Source organism: Streptomyces sp. NPDC005863, from assembly GCF_042871345.1.
In the GTDB taxonomy this organism is placed as follows: domain Bacteria; phylum Actinomycetota; class Actinomycetes; order Streptomycetales; family Streptomycetaceae; genus Streptomyces.
This window is the reverse complement of record NZ_JBIAII010000005.1, coordinates 26,526-41,170: the sequence shown is the minus strand read 5'-3', so window position 1 is coordinate 41,170 and position 14,645 is coordinate 26,526. Positions and strand designations below refer to the sequence as shown.

16 protein-coding genes are annotated in these 14,645 nt (G+C 72.1%); 1 reads left to right on the top strand and 15 read right to left on the bottom strand.

Annotation, left to right across the window (positions count from 1 at the left end; all coding sequences use genetic code 11):
- Window positions 1-28 precede the first annotated feature (28 nt).
- The 14 genes from ACFYO9_RS19360 to ACFYO9_RS19295 all read right to left on the bottom strand — a co-directional run bounded on the left by ACFYO9_RS19360 (window position 29) and on the right by ACFYO9_RS19295 (window position 12,551).
- Window positions 29-886: a hypothetical protein gene (locus ACFYO9_RS19360; RefSeq protein WP_358775117.1), complete on the bottom strand. Its 858-nt coding sequence runs from the start codon at window positions 884-886 to the stop codon at window positions 29-31.
- Between the two features lie 11 nt (window positions 887-897).
- Window positions 898-1,662, bottom strand: a complete 765-nt coding sequence (locus tag ACFYO9_RS19355; protein ID WP_358775115.1) for a sirohydrochlorin chelatase — start codon at window positions 1,660-1,662, stop codon at window positions 898-900.
- Window positions 1,663-1,692: 30 nt separating this feature from the next.
- A complete protein-coding gene (locus ACFYO9_RS19350) occupies window positions 1,693-2,604 on the bottom strand; it encodes an ABC transporter permease (protein ID WP_358706319.1) in 912 nt (303 codons plus the stop codon).
- The gene (locus ACFYO9_RS19345) at window positions 2,591-3,382 is read right to left on the bottom strand and encodes an ABC transporter ATP-binding protein (protein WP_355805283.1); all 792 of its coding nucleotides are present in this window, start codon (window positions 3,380-3,382) and stop codon (window positions 2,591-2,593) included. Before ACFYO9_RS19345 ends, ACFYO9_RS19350 begins: the two co-directional genes overlap by 14 nt.
- Before the next feature lie 36 nt (window positions 3,383-3,418).
- Window positions 3,419-4,522: an ABC transporter substrate-binding protein gene (locus ACFYO9_RS19340; RefSeq protein ID WP_355805286.1), complete on the bottom strand. Its 1,104-nt coding sequence runs from the start codon at window positions 4,520-4,522 to the stop codon at window positions 3,419-3,421.
- Between the two features lie 246 nt (window positions 4,523-4,768).
- Entirely contained in the window at window positions 4,769-6,142 is a 1,374-nt protein-coding gene (locus ACFYO9_RS19335) for a GTP-binding protein (protein WP_355805289.1), read from the bottom strand.
- Between the two features lie 2 nt (window positions 6,143-6,144).
- Window positions 6,145-7,080 carry a sulfate adenylyltransferase subunit CysD gene (gene cysD / locus ACFYO9_RS19330; RefSeq protein WP_355805292.1) on the bottom strand — a complete coding sequence of 312 codons (936 nt, stop codon included), beginning with the start codon at window positions 7,078-7,080 and terminating at the stop codon, window positions 6,145-6,147.
- The gene (gene cysC, locus ACFYO9_RS19325; RefSeq protein WP_355805295.1) at window positions 7,077-7,661 is read right to left on the bottom strand and encodes an adenylyl-sulfate kinase; all 585 of its coding nucleotides are present in this window, start codon (window positions 7,659-7,661) and stop codon (window positions 7,077-7,079) included. The genes cysD and cysC overlap by 4 nt, the downstream gene beginning before the upstream one ends.
- Entirely contained in the window at window positions 7,658-8,374 is a 717-nt protein-coding gene (locus ACFYO9_RS19320; protein WP_358775112.1) for a phosphoadenylyl-sulfate reductase, read from the bottom strand. Before ACFYO9_RS19320 ends, cysC begins: the two co-directional genes overlap by 4 nt.
- Window positions 8,371-8,550: a hypothetical protein gene (locus ACFYO9_RS19315; protein ID WP_355805301.1), complete on the bottom strand. Its 180-nt coding sequence runs from the start codon at window positions 8,548-8,550 to the stop codon at window positions 8,371-8,373. Before ACFYO9_RS19315 ends, ACFYO9_RS19320 begins: the two co-directional genes overlap by 4 nt.
- On the bottom strand, window positions 8,547-10,244 hold the full coding sequence (locus ACFYO9_RS19310) for a nitrite/sulfite reductase (protein WP_358775110.1): 1,698 nt from the start codon (window positions 10,242-10,244) through the stop codon (window positions 8,547-8,549). Before ACFYO9_RS19310 ends, ACFYO9_RS19315 begins: the two co-directional genes overlap by 4 nt.
- Before the next feature lie 137 nt (window positions 10,245-10,381).
- A complete protein-coding gene (locus ACFYO9_RS19305; RefSeq protein ID WP_355806261.1) occupies window positions 10,382-10,465 on the bottom strand; it encodes a putative leader peptide in 84 nt (27 codons plus the stop codon).
- Between the two features lie 150 nt (window positions 10,466-10,615).
- Window positions 10,616-11,203, bottom strand: coding sequence for a GNAT family N-acetyltransferase (locus ACFYO9_RS19300; RefSeq protein WP_355805307.1), 588 nt, complete (start codon window positions 11,201-11,203; stop codon window positions 10,616-10,618).
- Between the two features lie 49 nt (window positions 11,204-11,252).
- Window positions 11,253-12,551: a GAF domain-containing protein gene (locus ACFYO9_RS19295; protein ID WP_355805311.1), complete on the bottom strand. Its 1,299-nt coding sequence runs from the start codon at window positions 12,549-12,551 to the stop codon at window positions 11,253-11,255.
- 261 nt (window positions 12,552-12,812) lie between these two features.
- Here ACFYO9_RS19295 and ACFYO9_RS19290 point away from each other — a divergent pair, with 261 nt between their 5' ends.
- On the top strand, window positions 12,813-13,529 hold the full coding sequence (locus tag ACFYO9_RS19290) for an MIP family channel protein (RefSeq protein ID WP_358775107.1): 717 nt from the start codon (window positions 12,813-12,815) through the stop codon (window positions 13,527-13,529).
- Window positions 13,530-13,603: 74 nt separating this feature from the next.
- Here the strand turns inward: ACFYO9_RS19290 and ACFYO9_RS19285 are convergent, their stop codons facing one another.
- A complete protein-coding gene (locus ACFYO9_RS19285) occupies window positions 13,604-14,605 on the bottom strand; it encodes a helix-turn-helix domain-containing protein (protein ID WP_355805317.1) in 1,002 nt (333 codons plus the stop codon).
- Window positions 14,606-14,645 lie beyond the last annotated feature (40 nt).

Sequence of the window (14,645 nt, the reverse complement as noted above, 5' to 3'; positions counted from 1 at the left end):
TCACCGTGCCGGCCCCGGGCGGTCCGCCTCACCCCACCGGACGCGGCAGCCCGATGGGGTTGGGGAACGGCAGCAGGTGGGAGTCGAGGATGCGGCGCGCCGCCGGTTCCAGGGCGGCGAGGAGTTCGTCCACCTCGCCCTTGGACAGCGGGCGCAGCAGCCGTTCCGCGAGGCGGTCCGTGTCGTCCTCGATCAACTCCCGCTCGGTGACGCCGCTTTCGGTGACCCGGCCGGACGCGTCGAGGAGCCCGGCGGCGCACATCCGGTCCACGGACGCCGCCCACTCCTCCTCGCTCCAGCCCCGGTCCTGACGGATCGCGGCCGGATCCACCCGGTCGGTGGCGGCGGCCAGGACGAGACTCTCGCGGGCGTCCAGGCCGTGGTCGGCGAGGACCGCCACATGTGCGTCGCCCCTGAACTCCCGAATACAGGTGGCGAGTTGCCACAGCCGCTCCACCGGGTCCGCGCGGCGCGCCAGATCGCGGTTGGCGGCGAACAGCGGGCGGGCGAGCGCGGGCGCGTCCGCGACCATGGCGGTCAGCGGCCCGTTCACCTGGGCGGCCAACGCCTCGACGGAGGGCACCAGTTGGCGCAGGGCGGCGGCCGTCAGCCGGGCGCGCTCCTCCACGACCCGGTCGGGGGAGGCGTACTCCCAGGCCGAGGGCAGGGACCTGGCCACCATGGCCGGGGCGAAGACACCGAGTGCCGCGGCCGCAACTCCCGGGCCCACCCGGCCCATCGGGGCGGTACGGGCGGCGAAGTACCCCATCCAGAAGCCCTTGAGTCCCACCGCCCGGCCGAGACCGCGGCAGCGCTCCTCGAAGTAGACCACCGCGTGCAGGGGTTCGGTCCGCAGCCACAGTGTGCGGGATCGGCTCGGGGTCATGAACCCACAAGCTAGGCCAGTGCGGGAATCCGCGCCAGGGGAGCAACGGGGCAGGTGCCAGGCGCATACGCCTCGTCATAGCGCCGTACGAGGAGCCGGGCCACCTCCGGGGCCGGGCCGAGCACGTCCGCGAGCAGGTCCGCGTCGGCCGCGCCCCGCGCGATGCGGTCCGGCAGGAAGCCCGGGGCGAGGACGTAGGGCGCGACGGCCACCCGCCGCACCCCAGCGGTGGCCCGCAGCGCCCGCACGGCGTCCTCCGTGCGGGGCAGTGAGGCGGAGGCGAACGCAGGCCGCACGGCGCACCAACCGGTGTGCCGCCACTCCCGCGCGATATCAGCGATCACTGCGATCGCCTCCGGGTCGGAGGACCCCGCCGAGGCCAGCACGACCCCGGTCGAGGACTTGTCGGCGGGGTCGAGCCCCGCCTCGTACAGCCGCCGCTCCAGGGCGGACAGGAGCAGCGGCGACGGGCCGAGGACCGCCGCCTGGGTGACGCGGAGCCGGGCCGGCGCCGCCCGCAGCACCGCCGGGATGTCCGACTTGGCGTGGAAGGCGCGGGTCAGCAGCAGCGGCAGCGCCACCACGTCCCGTACCCCCTCGGCGTCGAGCCGCTCCAACACCCCGGAAACAGTGGGGGCGTTGAAGTCCAGGAAACCGGTCTCCACCCGCAGCCCGGGGCGCAGCGCGCGCACCCGGCGCACCAGGGCGCGCACGGTCGCGGCGTGCCGCGGGTCGCGGCTGCCGTGGGCGACGACGAGGAGGACGGGACGGCTCACGGCGGGGCGGTACGGGGTGTGCACGGTGGGTCAGCTCCTCACCAGGAGGCCGCGGCTGCGCAGGACGCGCCGCTCGAGCGGGCTGAAGATGAGCAGATCGATGGCGATGCCGACGATCAGGATGAGGAAGATGGCGAGGAAGACCATCGGCATGGAGCTGGCGTTGCGGCCGTTCTCCAGGAGCTTGCCGAGGCCCACGCCGAGGTCGGGCGAGGACGCGATGATCTCCGCGGCCATCAGCGAGCGCCAGGAGAACGCCCAGCCCTGCTTGAGGCCCGCGAGATAGCCGGGCAGCGCCGCGGGCAGCACGATGTGCCAGGTGTGCCGCATCCCGGTCGCGCCGAGCGTACGGCCCGCGCGCAGGAACAGCGGCGGCACCTGGTCGACGCCCGAGACCAGGCCGTTGGCGATGGACGGCACGGCGCCGAGCAGGATCACCGCGTACATCATCCGGTTGTCCAGGCCCAGCCAGATCACCGCCGGCGGCACCCAGGCCACGGACGGCAGCGACTGCAGACCGGAGAGGATCGGGCCGATCGCGGCCCTGATGAAGCGCACCCGCGCGACGATCAGGCCGAGCGGCGTGCCGATCACCAGGGCGAGCAGGAAGCCGAGCAGGCCGCGCGAGACGGACGTCCAGATGTAGTCGAGGAGCGTGCCCTGCAGCCAGGCCTCGCGGACCTCGTCCCAGACCGCGGACGGCGGCGGCAGCTTGGTCGGGTCGTCCACGATGCCGAAGGAGACCAGCGCCTGCCAGACCAGCAGGATCAGCAGGACGGCGGTGACCGGCGGCAGCACCTTCTGGACCAGGACCTCGCGGACGGGCGGCCGGGTGGGGCCCGCGTGCGTCTCCAGCGCGTCGAGGCCCGCCTCCAGACCGGCGAGGTCCTGGCCGTCCCCGGCCTCCTTGGCCGGTTGTGCCGAGGTGTCAGTGCTGGCCATGGCGGCGGATCTCCCCACGCAGTTGTTCGGTGATCTCGACGGACAGTTCCGCCACGGCGGTGTCCTCGATGCGGCGCGGGTGGTCGATGTCGACCCGCCACTCGTGTGCCACCCGGCCGGGGCGCGACGAGAGGAGCACGACGCGCTGCGCCAGGCGCACGGCCTCGCGGACGTTGTGCGTGACGAACAGGACGGAGACCTCCGTCTCGCGCCAGATCCGGGTCAGCTCGTCGTGCAGCACGTCACGGGTGATCGCGTCGAGCGCCGCGAACGGCTCGTCCATCAGGAGCAGCCGGCTGTCCTGGGCGAGCGCGCGGGCCAGCGCGACGCGCTGGCGCATGCCGCCGGACAGCTCGTGCACGCGCTTGCCGTACGCGCCCTGCAGCCGGACGAGTTCGAGGAGCTCCTCGGCCTTCGGGCGGCGCTCCGGCTTCGGCACGCCGCGCAGCTTGAGGGCCAGTTCGATGTTCTTGCCCGCGGTCAGCCACGGGAAGAGCGCGTGCTCCTGGAACATCAGGGCGGGCCTGCCGTCCGTCGCGATGGCGCCCGCGGACGGCTTGTCGAGCCCGGCGACCAGGTTGAGCAGCGTCGACTTGCCGCACCCCGAGGCGCCCAGGAGGGTGACGAACTCGCCCGGCGCGACGTCGAGCGTGATGTCGTCCAGGACCAGCTGGGGCCCGGCGGGGCCGTTGAAGGACTTCGAGACGTGCTCGATGCGTGCGGCGTGCGCGGCCGTGGTGCGGATGTCCTCCGCGGCCTTGGCGAGGGTGGTTGCCATGGTCGTCACCTCCTGGGAACTCGGCTGGATCCGGGGTTACTTGACGCCGAGGCCGGCGTCGTCGACCGGGGACTTCCCCGCGGCCTTGAGGACCTTGTTCAACGGGCGCAGGTCGTAGATGCCCTTGAGGTCGGGCTTGTCCAGGAGGCCGGCCTTGACCGCGTGGTCCGCCTCCGCGTCGAGGGTGGCGGCCAGCGGGTCGTCGGTGGTCGTGATGGACTTCCACGCCGGGTCGAGCACCTCGGCGGGCAGCGGCTTGCCGGCGTCGGCCTTCAGCCGGGCGTTGGCCGCGGCCTTCGCCTTCGCCGGGTTCTTCGCGATCCACGCGTTGGTCTTCACCGAGCCGCGCAGCACGGCCTCGACGACCTTCGGGTGCTCCTTCAGGAACTCCTGCCGCACGATGATGTTGGTGATCACGAACTTCTTGTCCGGCCACAGGTCGGCCTCGTCCAGCAGCACCTTGCCGCCCTGGGCGACCAGCTTGGACGCGGTCGGCTCCGGGACCCAGGCGCCGTCCAGGGAACCGGACTTGTAGGCGTCCGGGGTGATCTTGTTGTCGGTGCGGAGCACCGACACGTCGCCCTTGCCGCTCTGCGCGTCGACGTCCCAGCCCTTCTCGGCGATCCAGTTCAGAAAGGCCACGTCCTGGGTGTTGCCGAGCTGCGGTGTCGCGATCTTCTTGCCCTTGACGTCGTCCAGGGACTTGATCCTGTCGGGGTTCACCACCAGCTTCACGCCGCCGGAGGCCGAACCGCCGATGATCCGCAGGTTCTTGCCCTGCGACTTGGTGTACCCGTTGATGGCGGGGGAGGGGCCGATCCAGCCGATGTCGATCGAGCCGGCGTTGAGCGCCTCGATCTCCGAGGGGCCCGCGTTGAACTGGGAGTACTTCGCCTCGGTGCCGCCGAGTTCCTTCTGGAACAGGCCTTCCTGGTTGCCGACCAGGGCGGTGGCGTGGGTGAGGTTCGGGAAGTACCCGATCTTCACGCTGTCCAGGCCGTCGATCTTCTTGGCACCGGCCGCGACCTTGGAGCCGTCGTCGGTGTCGTCGGACTCGGAGCCGTAGCCGCAGGCGCCGAGCGCGAGGGCCAGCAGGGGCAGGGCCGCGAGGGCGGCGAGTCGGGTACGTGAAGCAGGCACGGGAGGTGGTCCCCTCGTTGGCCCGGTCGCACGCCGTCAGGTCGTGGCCGGGAGGTCGGCAGGTCTTCGTCTTCGCGGGTGTCGTACGGGCAGGGCGTGGGCGCGCGTGCGGTGTGCGTGCGCGGCCCACGCCGCGGGCGTCACCTCACACATCGCGCCACCCCGCCCTGTCCGCTGCCGAGGGCGCCGCTGCCGATGCGGCCGCCCTCCTTCGCGAACGTCGCGAACATGTCGACGTAACCCATGTCAGAAGTCCCAGCCCTCGTCGTCCGCGGCGGCGGCGCCCGCCTGCGCGGCGTCGTCGGCGGATGCGGCGAACGCCTCGCCCGCCATGCCGGCCGCGAGCGTCGTGCCGTCCACCGGGTCGATCAGCAGGAAGGAGCCGGTGCGGCGCGAGTCGGCGTACGCGTCGAGCGCGAGCGGCTCGGCGGTGCGCACCTTCACGCGGCCGATGTCGTTGGCGACGAGCTGCCCGGGCTCCGGGTGCTGGGAGAGGTCGTCGAGGGTGAGCCGCGAGGGGATCTCCTTGACGATCGCCTTGACCGTACGGGTGGTGTGCTTGAGCAGCACCCGCTGGCCGACGGTGAGGGCGGAGTCCGCGACGTGGCAGACCGTGGCCTCGACGTCCTGCGTGGTCGGCGGGGTGTCGCCGCTCGGCACGATCAGGTCGCCGCGCGAGATGTCGATGTCGTCCGCCAGGAGCAGGGTGACGGACTGCGGCGTCCAGGCCACGTCCACCGGCTTGCCGAGCAGGTCGATCCCGGTGATCTTCGAGTTGCGGCCGGACGGCAGCACCGTCACGGACTCTCCGACGCGGAAGGTCCCGGCCGCGATCTGGCCCGCGTAGCCCCGGTAGTCGGGGTGCTCGGGCGTCTGCGGGCGGATCACGTACTGCACGGGCAGCCGCGCGTGGCAGGAGGCGAGGTCATGGCTGACCGGGACGGTCTCCAGGTGTTCCAGGACGGTGGGGCCGCCGTACCAGTCCATGTTGGAGGAGGCCTCGACCACGTTGTCGCCGGCCAGCGCCGAGATCGGGATGGCGGTGATCTCGGGGACGCCCAGCTCGCCGGCGTAGGCGGTAAACTCCTCGGCGATGGCGGCGAAGACGCTCTCCCGGTAGTCGACGAGGTCCATCTTGTTGACGGCGAGGACGACGTGCGGGACGCGCAGCAGGGCGGCGACCGCGGCGTGCCGGCGGGTCTGCTCGATGACGCCGTTGCGGGCGTCGACGAGGACCACGGCGAGGTCCGCGGTGGAGGCGCCGGTGACCATGTTGCGGGTGTACTGCACGTGGCCGGGGGTGTCGGCGAGGATGAACCGGCGCCGGGGGGTGGCGAAGTAGCGGTACGCCACGTCGATGGTGATGCCCTGCTCCCGCTCGGCGCGCAGGCCGTCGGTGAGCAGCGCGAGGTCGGGGGCCTCCTGGCCGCGGTCCTGCGAGACCCGCTCCACCGCCTCCAGCTGGTCGGTGAGGACCGACTTGGAGTCGTGCAGGAGGCGGCCCACCAGGGTGGACTTGCCGTCGTCGACGGAACCGGCGGTGGCGAACCGCAGCAGGGTGGTGGCCGAGAGCTGCTCGGTGGAGAGCGGCTGGACCGGCTCGGTGGTGCTGTTGCTCATGGTTAGAAGTACCCCTCGCGCTTGCGGTCTTCCATCGCGGCCTCGGACATCTTGTCGTCGGCGCGGGTGGCGCCGCGCTCGGTCAGCCGGGAGGCGGCGATCTCGGTGATGACGGCGTCCAGCGTCGTGGCGTCGGAGTCGACGGCGCCGGTGCAGGACATGTCGCCCACGGTGCGGTAGCGCACCAGGCGCCGCTCGACCGTCTCGCCCTCCTTGGGCCCGCCCCAGTCGCCCGCGGTCAGCCACATGCCCGAGCGCCGGAAGACGTCGCGCTCGTGGGCGAAGTAGATCTGCGGCAGGTCGATGTCCTCGCGGGCGATGTACTGCCACACGTCCAGCTCGGTCCAGTTGGAGAGCGGGAAGACGCGCACGTGCTCGCCGGGGGCGTGCCGGCCGTTGTAGAGCTGCCACAGCTCCGGGCGCTGGCGGCGCGGGTCCCACTGGGAGAACTCGTCGCGCAGCGAGAACACGCGCTCCTTGGCCCTGGCCTTCTCCTCGTCGCGGCGTCCGCCGCCGAAGACGGCGTCGAAGCGCTCGCTCTGGATCTTCTCGGTGAGGGGCACGGTCTGCAGCGGGTTGCGGGTGCCGTCGGGGCGCTCGCGCAGCTTGCCCGCGTCGATGTACTCCTGCACGGAGGCCACGTGCAGGCGCAGTCCGTGTTCGGCGACGACGCGGTCGCGGTAGGCGAGGACCTCGGGGAAGTTGTGCCCGGTGTCCACGTGCAGCAGCGAGAAGGGGATCGCCGCGGGGGCGAAGGCCTTCAGCGCCAGGTGCAGCATGAGGATGGAGTCCTTGCCGCCGGAGAAGAGGATCACCGGCCGCTCGAACTCCCCCGCCACCTCACGGAAGATGTGCACCGCCTCGGACTCCAGGGCGTCCAGGTGGCTGAGCGCGTACGGGCTGTCCGTCTCCTCGGAGACGCCTGCGACGGTCGTCATGCGAGACCCCTCTCGGTGAGCAGCGCGTGGAGAGCTGCCGCTGACTCCTGCACGGTCTGGTCCTGCGACTCGATGCGCAGATCGGGCGACGCGGGCGCCTCGTACGGGTCGTCGACACCGGTCAGACCGGATATCTCGCCCGCCGCCTGCTTGGCGTACAGACCCTTCACATCGCGTACGGAGCACACCTCGACCGGCGTCGCGACGTGCACCTCCAGGTATCCGGTGCCGGCCGCCTGGTGGCGCTTGCGGACCGCCTCACGGCTGTCGGCGAAGGGCGCGATGACCGGTACCAGGGCCAACACGCCGTTGCGGGCGAGGAGTTCGGCGACGAAGCCGATGCGCTGCACATTGGTGTGCCGGTCCTCGCGGCTGAAGCCCAGGCCCGCCGAGAGGAACTCGCGGATCTCGTCGCCGTCGAGCACCTCGACGCGGCGGCCCTCGGCGCGCAGCCGGCCCGCAAGCTCGTACGCGATGGTGGTCTTGCCCGCGCTCGGCAGGCCGGTGAGCCAGACGGTGGCTCCGGTGGTCACGTGGTTCTCCCGGGTTTCTTGCTGCGGTGTCTCGTGCGGCGCGGTCATCCGTGGATCCCGCACTCGGTCTTGGCGTTCCCGGCCCAGCGGCCGGCCCGCGCGTCCTCGCCCTCCAGCAGGCGGCGGGTGCAGGGGGCGCAGCCCACCGAGCCGTAGCCGTCCATCAGGAGCGGGTTGGTGAGCACGCCGTGCTCGGTGACGTAGGCGTCGACGTCGTCCTGCGTCCAGCGTGCGATCGGCGAGATCTTGATCTTGCGGCGCTTCTCGTCCCAGCCGACGACGGGGGTGTTCGCCCGGGTCGGCGACTCGTCGCGGCGCAGCCCGGTGGCCCAGGCGACGTACCCCTTGAGGCCGTCCTCCAGGGGCTGCACCTTGCGCAGGGCGCAGCACAGGTCGGGGTTGCGGTCGTGCAGCCTCGGGCCTTGCTCGGCGTCCTGCTCGGCCACGGTCTGCCGCGGGGTCAGGGTGATGACGTTGACGTCCATCACGGCCTCGACGGCGTCGCGGGTGCCGATGGTCTCGGGGAAGTGGTAGCCGGTGTCGAGGAAGACGACGTCGACGCCGGGCATGGCCCGCGCGGCGAGGTGGGCGACCACCGCGTCCTCCATCGAGGAGGTCACGCAGAACCGCCGGCCGAAGGTGTCGGCCGCCCACTGGAGGATCTCCGGGGCGGAGGCGTCCTCCAGCTCGCGCCCCGCCTGCTCGGCGAGGTCCTTCAACGCCTCGTCGGTGAACCGCTGCCGGTCCTGAGCAGTCGTCATATCTGGTCCCCTCCACCGCTGGTGTGCCGAACGCCCCGGGCGAGCAGCCCGAGGAACTTCAGCTGAAAGGCGCGGTTGCAGGCCGCGCATTCCCAGGCGCCGTGACCGGCCTCGTTCGGGCGCAGGTCCTCGTCGCCGCAGTAGGGGCAGTGGAACGGGGCGGCACGCTCGCTCACTTGAGGGCCTCCTCGGACGCGCGGGCCGTCCAGGTCGCGAACCGCTCGCCGTCCTCGCGCTCGTCCTGGAAGTGCCGCAGGACGCGCTCGATGTAGTCGGGGAGCTCGGTGGCGGTGACCTTGAGGCCGCGGACCTTGCGGCCGAAGCCGGCGTCGAGGCCGAGGGCGCCGCCGAGGTGCACCTGGTAGCCCTCGACCTGGTTGCCCTCGTCGTCGAGCATGAGCTGGCCCTTGAGGCCGATGTCGGCGACCTGGATACGGGCGCAGGCGTTCGGGCAGCCGTTGATGTTGATGGTGATCGGCTCGTCGAACTCCGGGATGCGGCGCTCCAGTTCGTCGATGAGCGAGGCGCCGCGGGCCTTGGTCTCGACGATGGCGAGCTTGCAGAACTCGATGCCGGTGCAGGCCATGGTGCCGCGCCGGAAGGGCGATGCGTCGACCCGCAGGTCGAGCGCCTCCAGGGCGGAGACGAGCGAGTCGACCTGGTCCTGCTCGACGTCGAGCACGATCATCTTCTGCTCGGCGGTGGTGCGCAGCCGGCCCGAGCCGTGCGCGTCTGCGACCTCGGCGATCTTGGTGAGGGTGGCGCCGTCCACGCGTCCGACGCGGGGGGCGAACCCCACGTAGAAGCGGCCGTCCTTCTGCCGGTGGACGCCGAGGTGGTCGCGCCAGGTGCCCGGGGGCTGCTCGGGCGCGGGGCCGTCGACGAGCTCGCGCCGCAGGTACTCGTCCTGAAGGACCTGCCGGAACTTCTCCGGGCCCCAGTCGGCGACGAGGAACTTCAGGCGGGCGCGGTTGCGCAGCCGGCGGTAGCCGTAGTCGCGGAAGATGCCGATCACGCCGCCGAACACGTCCGGCACCTCGTCGAGCGGCACCCAGGCGCCCAGGCGCACGCCCAGCTTGGGGTTGGTGGACAGACCGCCGCCCACCCACAGGTCGAAGCCGGGGCCGTGCTCGGGGTGGTTCACGCCGACGAAGGCGACGTCGTTGATCTCGTGCGCGACGTCCAGCTGCGGCGATCCGGAGATCGCGGTCTTGAACTTGCGCGGCAGGTTGGAGAACTCGGGGTTGCCGATGAAACGGCGCTGTATCTCGTCGATGGCGGGGGAGCCGTCGATGATCTCGTTCTCGGCGACACCGGCGACGGGCGAGCCGAGGATGACGCGGGGGGTGTCACCGCAGGCCTCGGTCGTCGAGAGCCCGACGCCCTCCAGGCGCCGCCAGATCTCGGGGACGTCCTCGATGCGGATCCAGTGGTACTGGATGTTCTGCCGGTCGGTGAGGTCGGCGGTGCCGCGCGCGAACTCCTGCGAGACCTCGCCGATGACGCGCAGCTGCTCGGTGGTCAGCCGGCCGCCGTCGACGCGCACCCGGAGCATGAAGTACTCGTCGTCCAGCTCCTCCGGCTCCAGGACCGCGGTCTTGCCGCCGTCGATGCCGGGCTTGCGCTGGGTGTACAGGCCCCACCAGCGCATCCGTCCGCGCAGGTCGTTGGGGTCGATGGAGTCGAATCCACGCTTCGAATAGATCGTCTCAATACGTGTCCGCACATTGAGACCGTCGTCGTCCTTCTTGAACTGCTCGTTCCCGTTGAGCGGCGTGAAGTGACCAACGGCCCACTGGCCCTCGCCGCGGTGACGGCTCACCTTGCGGCGGGGCGTTGCTGGGGCAGGCTTTTCTGGCGTGGCGGCCATAGTCGTACTTCCTTCGGGGCAGCGGGAATGCGGCTCTGACCTGCGGGGATGGGCACATGCGGAAATGTGCGCGCGGCGCTGCGCAGGGAGGGGAGCAGGAGAGATCAGAGATCAGGGATGCGGCGGTGCTGAGTCGATCAGCGAGCCGGACACATGGCGCTGGACATGCGGCCGAGATCGACGTGACGTCGACTCACCAAGGCTGTTCCAGTGCGATCCATGCCGGAAGCGTGTCATGGGACTTTCGACGCAGTCCAGCATTATCCAACATGCGGACACCCTTGTCCCGTATCGTGGACAAGGGTGTCGTCGGTCACATGCCGCGGGGCACCGCGAGGGGTGTGCGCGAGGGGTGCGCGAGGCGTGCGGGGTCAGTCGCGCGCGGCTCCCGGCCACGGGCCCGGCGCGGGCACGTCCGCCTCCTGCTCCACCGTGGTGTCGAAGAGCGTGAAGCCGCGCCGCAGGTAGTTGTCCATCGCGTGCTCGCCGTCCTTGGAGCAGGTGTGCAGCCAGACCCGCTCGGTCGGCGCGAGCCCCGGCCACCGCTCGGCCAGGTCCCAGGCGCGCGCCACACCCACCGACAGCAGATGGCCGCCGATGCGCCGCCCCCGGAAGGCCGGGAGCAGCCCGAAGTAGACGATCTCCACGACGCCCTCCGCCGCATCCCCCTGCTCGCCGCGCGCCGCCAGCTCCACGTATCCGGCGGGCGTGCCCCTGTCGTACGCGACCCAGGTCTCCACGCCCGGCCGGTCCAGCAGCTTCTGCCACTCGGCGTACGTGAGGGAGAGCCGGTCGGTCCAGCGGATGTCCCCGCCGACGGACGCGTACAGGAACCGGCTGAACTCGGGCGAGGGCACCTCCGCGCGGGCGATCGTGAGGTCGCCGTCGGGCGCGGCGGCCGGCAGCAGATCCCGGGGGGACGTCTGTTCCAGGGACCAAGTGGTGACAGTGATGCTCATGGGGCTCAGCGAACCACGGGCCGGGGCCCGCGCCGCGTCCGGGCCCCGCTCAGGGCTCCGCCCCCTGCCGCGCCGCGCGCACCGCGGGGGCCGTCGAGTGGGGCAGCAGGTCCGCCGACCGCTCCGGCATGATCACGTCGACGTCGACGTCCTCGTGGAAGCGGTAGGGGCGGTGGGCGAGCAGTCCGCCGAGGTAGCGCCGCACGCGGGAGAGTTCCGCGCGGACCGTCACCGTGCGCGCCGGGTCGCCGAACATGTCCTCGGCGAGATCCGAGGCGGTGCGCCCGGCGCGGGAGGTGCAGAGCAGATAGAGCAGCTCGGCGTGGCGCGGGCTCAGGTCGTGGGTCCAGTCCCGGGCGCCGCCGAGCACCGAGAGGGTCCACCGGCGCGGGCTGCTCACGTCCAGGACGAGCCGGGTCGCGGTGACCGGCTGGGGCGCGCCGCCGGGATCGTCGGGACGCAGCAGCCAGCCGCCGGGCAGCGGCTCCACCAGGCAGGGGCCCAGCGAGGGCAGCCAGGTGCGGCCCGCCGCCAGGGTTTTGGGCAGCGCGAGACGGTCGACCGGCGGCATGCCCGTCACCGCGGCCGTCCAGCCGTGCGCGTCGACCGCGCACGCCCGCCCGTCGAGCCGGGCGAGGACCGGGGCCGCCACCGCACGCAGCCGGTCGAGGGCCGTCAGATGCCGGTCCCGCAGCCGCGCCTCGGCGAGCTTGGCCACCGAGTCGACCAGGGCCACCAGGGCGGGGTGGACGGTCTGCAGCGGACCGCTCACGTCGACCACCCCCAGCAGCCTCCCGTCGCGCGGATCGGTCACCGGCGCGCCCGTGCACGTCCACGCGTGGTGGCTCTGCACGAAGTGCTCGGCGGAGAAGACCTGCACGGGGCGGCGCACCACCAGCGACGTGCCGACGCCGTTGGTGCCGACGACGCCCTCCGACCAGTCCGCGCCCAACTCGAACCCGAGCGCGTCCGCCCGGCGCAGCACCGCGGCGCTGCCCTCGCGCCACAGCACCCGCCCGTCGGCGTCGCAGACGACCATGATGTGCTGCGCCGCGTCCGCCACCGAGACCAGGATGTCGCGCAGGTCGGGCAGGACGTCGGCGAGCGGCGATGCCCTGCGCCGCTCCGCCACCTCCTCCTCGCCGAGCGGCCTGGCCCGCACGTCGTGGTCCGGGTCGACCCCGCCGAGTAGCATCCGCCCCCACGAGTCGCCGATCACGGGGCGCGGCAGGAGGTGCGGGCGCCGCCCGGAGAGGGCGGCGTCGCGCACCCCCTTCAGGAGCCGCGCGGCCTGTGCCTGGTCCATGGCGGATATCCGCGCGAGGTCGATCGTCGGCGGGGCGTTCATGGCCACGGGGTCCTTTCCGGCCAGACCGGTGCGGGGGCAGGGGTCCATCGTGGCGGGAATTCGGCGCGGGTGGGAACGGCCTGCCCCGGAGAGGGGCATCGGCATCGCGCCGCCCGCTCCGGCGCCGAAGACGAGGCTCCGAAACCGGTCCCTCACTCGAATGGGCGTACGTTACGGGCTTCGGCCCCGGCAGAACAGGTGGGAAAGCGCGGGCTGGCAGACGATGGCCAGGGGGTCCGGCAAGCCTGCGAGGTGGTCGCTGTGCAGATCAGAGCGGTGATATCGGAGTTCCTCGGAACGTTGCTCCTCGTCTTCTTCGCCGTGGGGTCGGCGGTGCTCGGCGCGGAGTTCATCGGCACGCTCGGCATCGCGCTGGCGTTCGGCTTCGTGCTGCTGGCCCTCGCGTACACCCTCGGCCCGATCTCCGGCTGCCACGTCAATCCGGCGGTGACGCTCGGCATGCTCGTCGCGCGTCGCATCGACGGCCGCACCGCCGTCACGTACTGGATCGCGCAGTTCATCGGCGGCATCGCGGGCGCGGCCCTGCTCTTCCTGCTCGCCAAGCAGGTGCCGGGCCTGAAGACCAGCGGCGCGTTCGGCAGCAACGGCTACGACGACCGCTCCGACGTCGGCATCAACCTGGGCGGCGCCTTCCTCGCGGAAGTGGTCCTGACCTTCCTGCTCGTCTTCGTCGTCCTCGGCGTGACGCACCGGGTGGCGGTGACCGGCTTCGACGGGCTGCCGATCGGCATCGCACTGGCCGTCATCCATCTGGTCGGCATCCCGCTGACCGGCACCTCGGTCAACCCCGCCCGGAGCCTGGGCCCGGCCCTGTTCGCCGGGGGAGCGGCGCTGTCCCAGCTGTGGCTGTTCATCGTGGCCCCCTTGGTGGGCGGCGTCATCGCGGCGCTCGTGCACCACGTGACCCACCCCGTGGGCGAAGAGCGGGTCATCGCCGACAAGGCGTCCGCCGTGTGACCCGGAGCCGCCCGCCCCGCTGACCGCGGCCACCCTTCGGTGGGCGGTGGCGGGGCGGGCGGCTCCGGCGGGGGTCAGGGCAGCTGCGGCACCCGGAACCTGCGCCGGTACTCACCGGGCGTCGTGTTCAGGCGGCGCCGGAACGCCCGTACCAGCGTGTCCACCGTGCCGAAACCGCAGGCGGACGCGATCCGTTCGAGCGTGGCGTCCGAGGCCTCCAGGTCGTGGCGTGCCTTCTCCACGCGCACCGACTCGATGTACGCGTGCGGGGTGACGCCCAGTTCGGTCTTGAACAGACGCGTCAGATGCCGGTCGCTGACATGCGCGTACTCGGCGAGTTCGGTGACGGTCAGCGGCTCGGCGATGCGGCGCAGGATGTGGTGGCGCAGGTCCTCGATGCGCCGTGTCGTGGAGAGCTGGGTCAGCGGCACGCTGAACTGGCTCTGTCCGCCGGGGCGTTTGAGGTACATCACCAGCTGCCGGGCCACCCGCAGCGCGACCGCCTCGCCGAGATCGTCGGCGATCAGCGCCAGGGAGAGGTCGAGGCAGGCGCTGATGCCGGCCCCGGTCCACACGTTGTCCGCACGGATGAAGATCGGGTCGGCGTCGACCTCCACCGCCGGGTGGTCGGCCGCCAGCCGCTGCGCGGTCGACCAGTGCGTGGTCGCCCGCTTGCCGTCCAACAGCCCTGCCGCGGCGAGCAGATGCGCGCCCACGCACACGGAGGTGATCCGGTGCGAACGCGCGGCGAGCGCCTTCACCCATGCGACGAGACCGGGGTCGACGAGCGGGTGTACGCGGCGCTCCTCGTCCACCTCCACGGCGCCGGGCACCAGCAGGGTGTCGATGCTGCGGCGCGCGGCCTCCTCGAAGGTGAGGTCGGGCAGGATGCGTACGCCCGCCCCCGTGGTGACCGGGTCCATGTGCGCGGCGGCGAGCACGACCTCGTAGCCCGCCGCCTCGTCCGTCTCGCGCAGGGCGAGGGAGAACACCTCGGGCGGCCCGGTGACGTCGAGCAGGTCGACGCCCTCGAAGAGCACGATGACGATGAGCCGTCGGGCGGCGGTGTCCGGCACGGAACTCTCCCTGGTCAGCCGGTTTGCGGGCCTGTCTGGG

What these genes read in the sequence shown, in the direction of transcription:
- ACFYO9_RS19310 (WP_358775110.1), bottom strand. Translation starts at nt 10,244, where the DNA reads ATGGCCGCCACGCCAGAAAAGCCTGCCCCAGCAACGCCCCGCCGCAAG.
- ACFYO9_RS19295 (WP_355805311.1), bottom strand. Translation starts at nt 12,551, where the DNA reads ATGAACGCCCCGCCGACGATCGACCTCGCGCGGATATCCGCCATGGAC.
- cysC (WP_355805295.1), bottom strand. Translation starts at nt 7,661, where the DNA reads ATGACCGCGCCGCACGAGACACCGCAGCAAGAAACCCGGGAGAACCAC.
- ACFYO9_RS19335 (WP_355805289.1), bottom strand. Translation starts at nt 6,142, where the DNA reads ATGAGCAACAGCACCACCGAGCCGGTCCAGCCGCTCTCCACCGAGCAG.
- ACFYO9_RS19350 (WP_358706319.1), bottom strand. Translation starts at nt 2,604, where the DNA reads ATGGCCAGCACTGACACCTCGGCACAACCGGCCAAGGAGGCCGGGGAC.
- cysD (WP_355805292.1), bottom strand. Translation starts at nt 7,080, where the DNA reads ATGACGACCGTCGCAGGCGTCTCCGAGGAGACGGACAGCCCGTACGCG.
- ACFYO9_RS19345 (WP_355805283.1), bottom strand. Translation starts at nt 3,382, where the DNA reads ATGGCAACCACCCTCGCCAAGGCCGCGGAGGACATCCGCACCACGGCC.
- ACFYO9_RS19300 (WP_355805307.1), bottom strand. Translation starts at nt 11,203, where the DNA reads ATGAGCATCACTGTCACCACTTGGTCCCTGGAACAGACGTCCCCCCGG.
- ACFYO9_RS19360 (WP_358775117.1), bottom strand. Translation starts at nt 886, where the DNA reads ATGACCCCGAGCCGATCCCGCACACTGTGGCTGCGGACCGAACCCCTG.
- ACFYO9_RS19305 (WP_355806261.1), bottom strand. Translation starts at nt 10,465, where the DNA reads ATGGATCGCACTGGAACAGCCTTGGTGAGTCGACGTCACGTCGATCTC.
- ACFYO9_RS19320 (WP_358775112.1), bottom strand. Translation starts at nt 8,374, where the DNA reads ATGACGACTGCTCAGGACCGGCAGCGGTTCACCGACGAGGCGTTGAAG.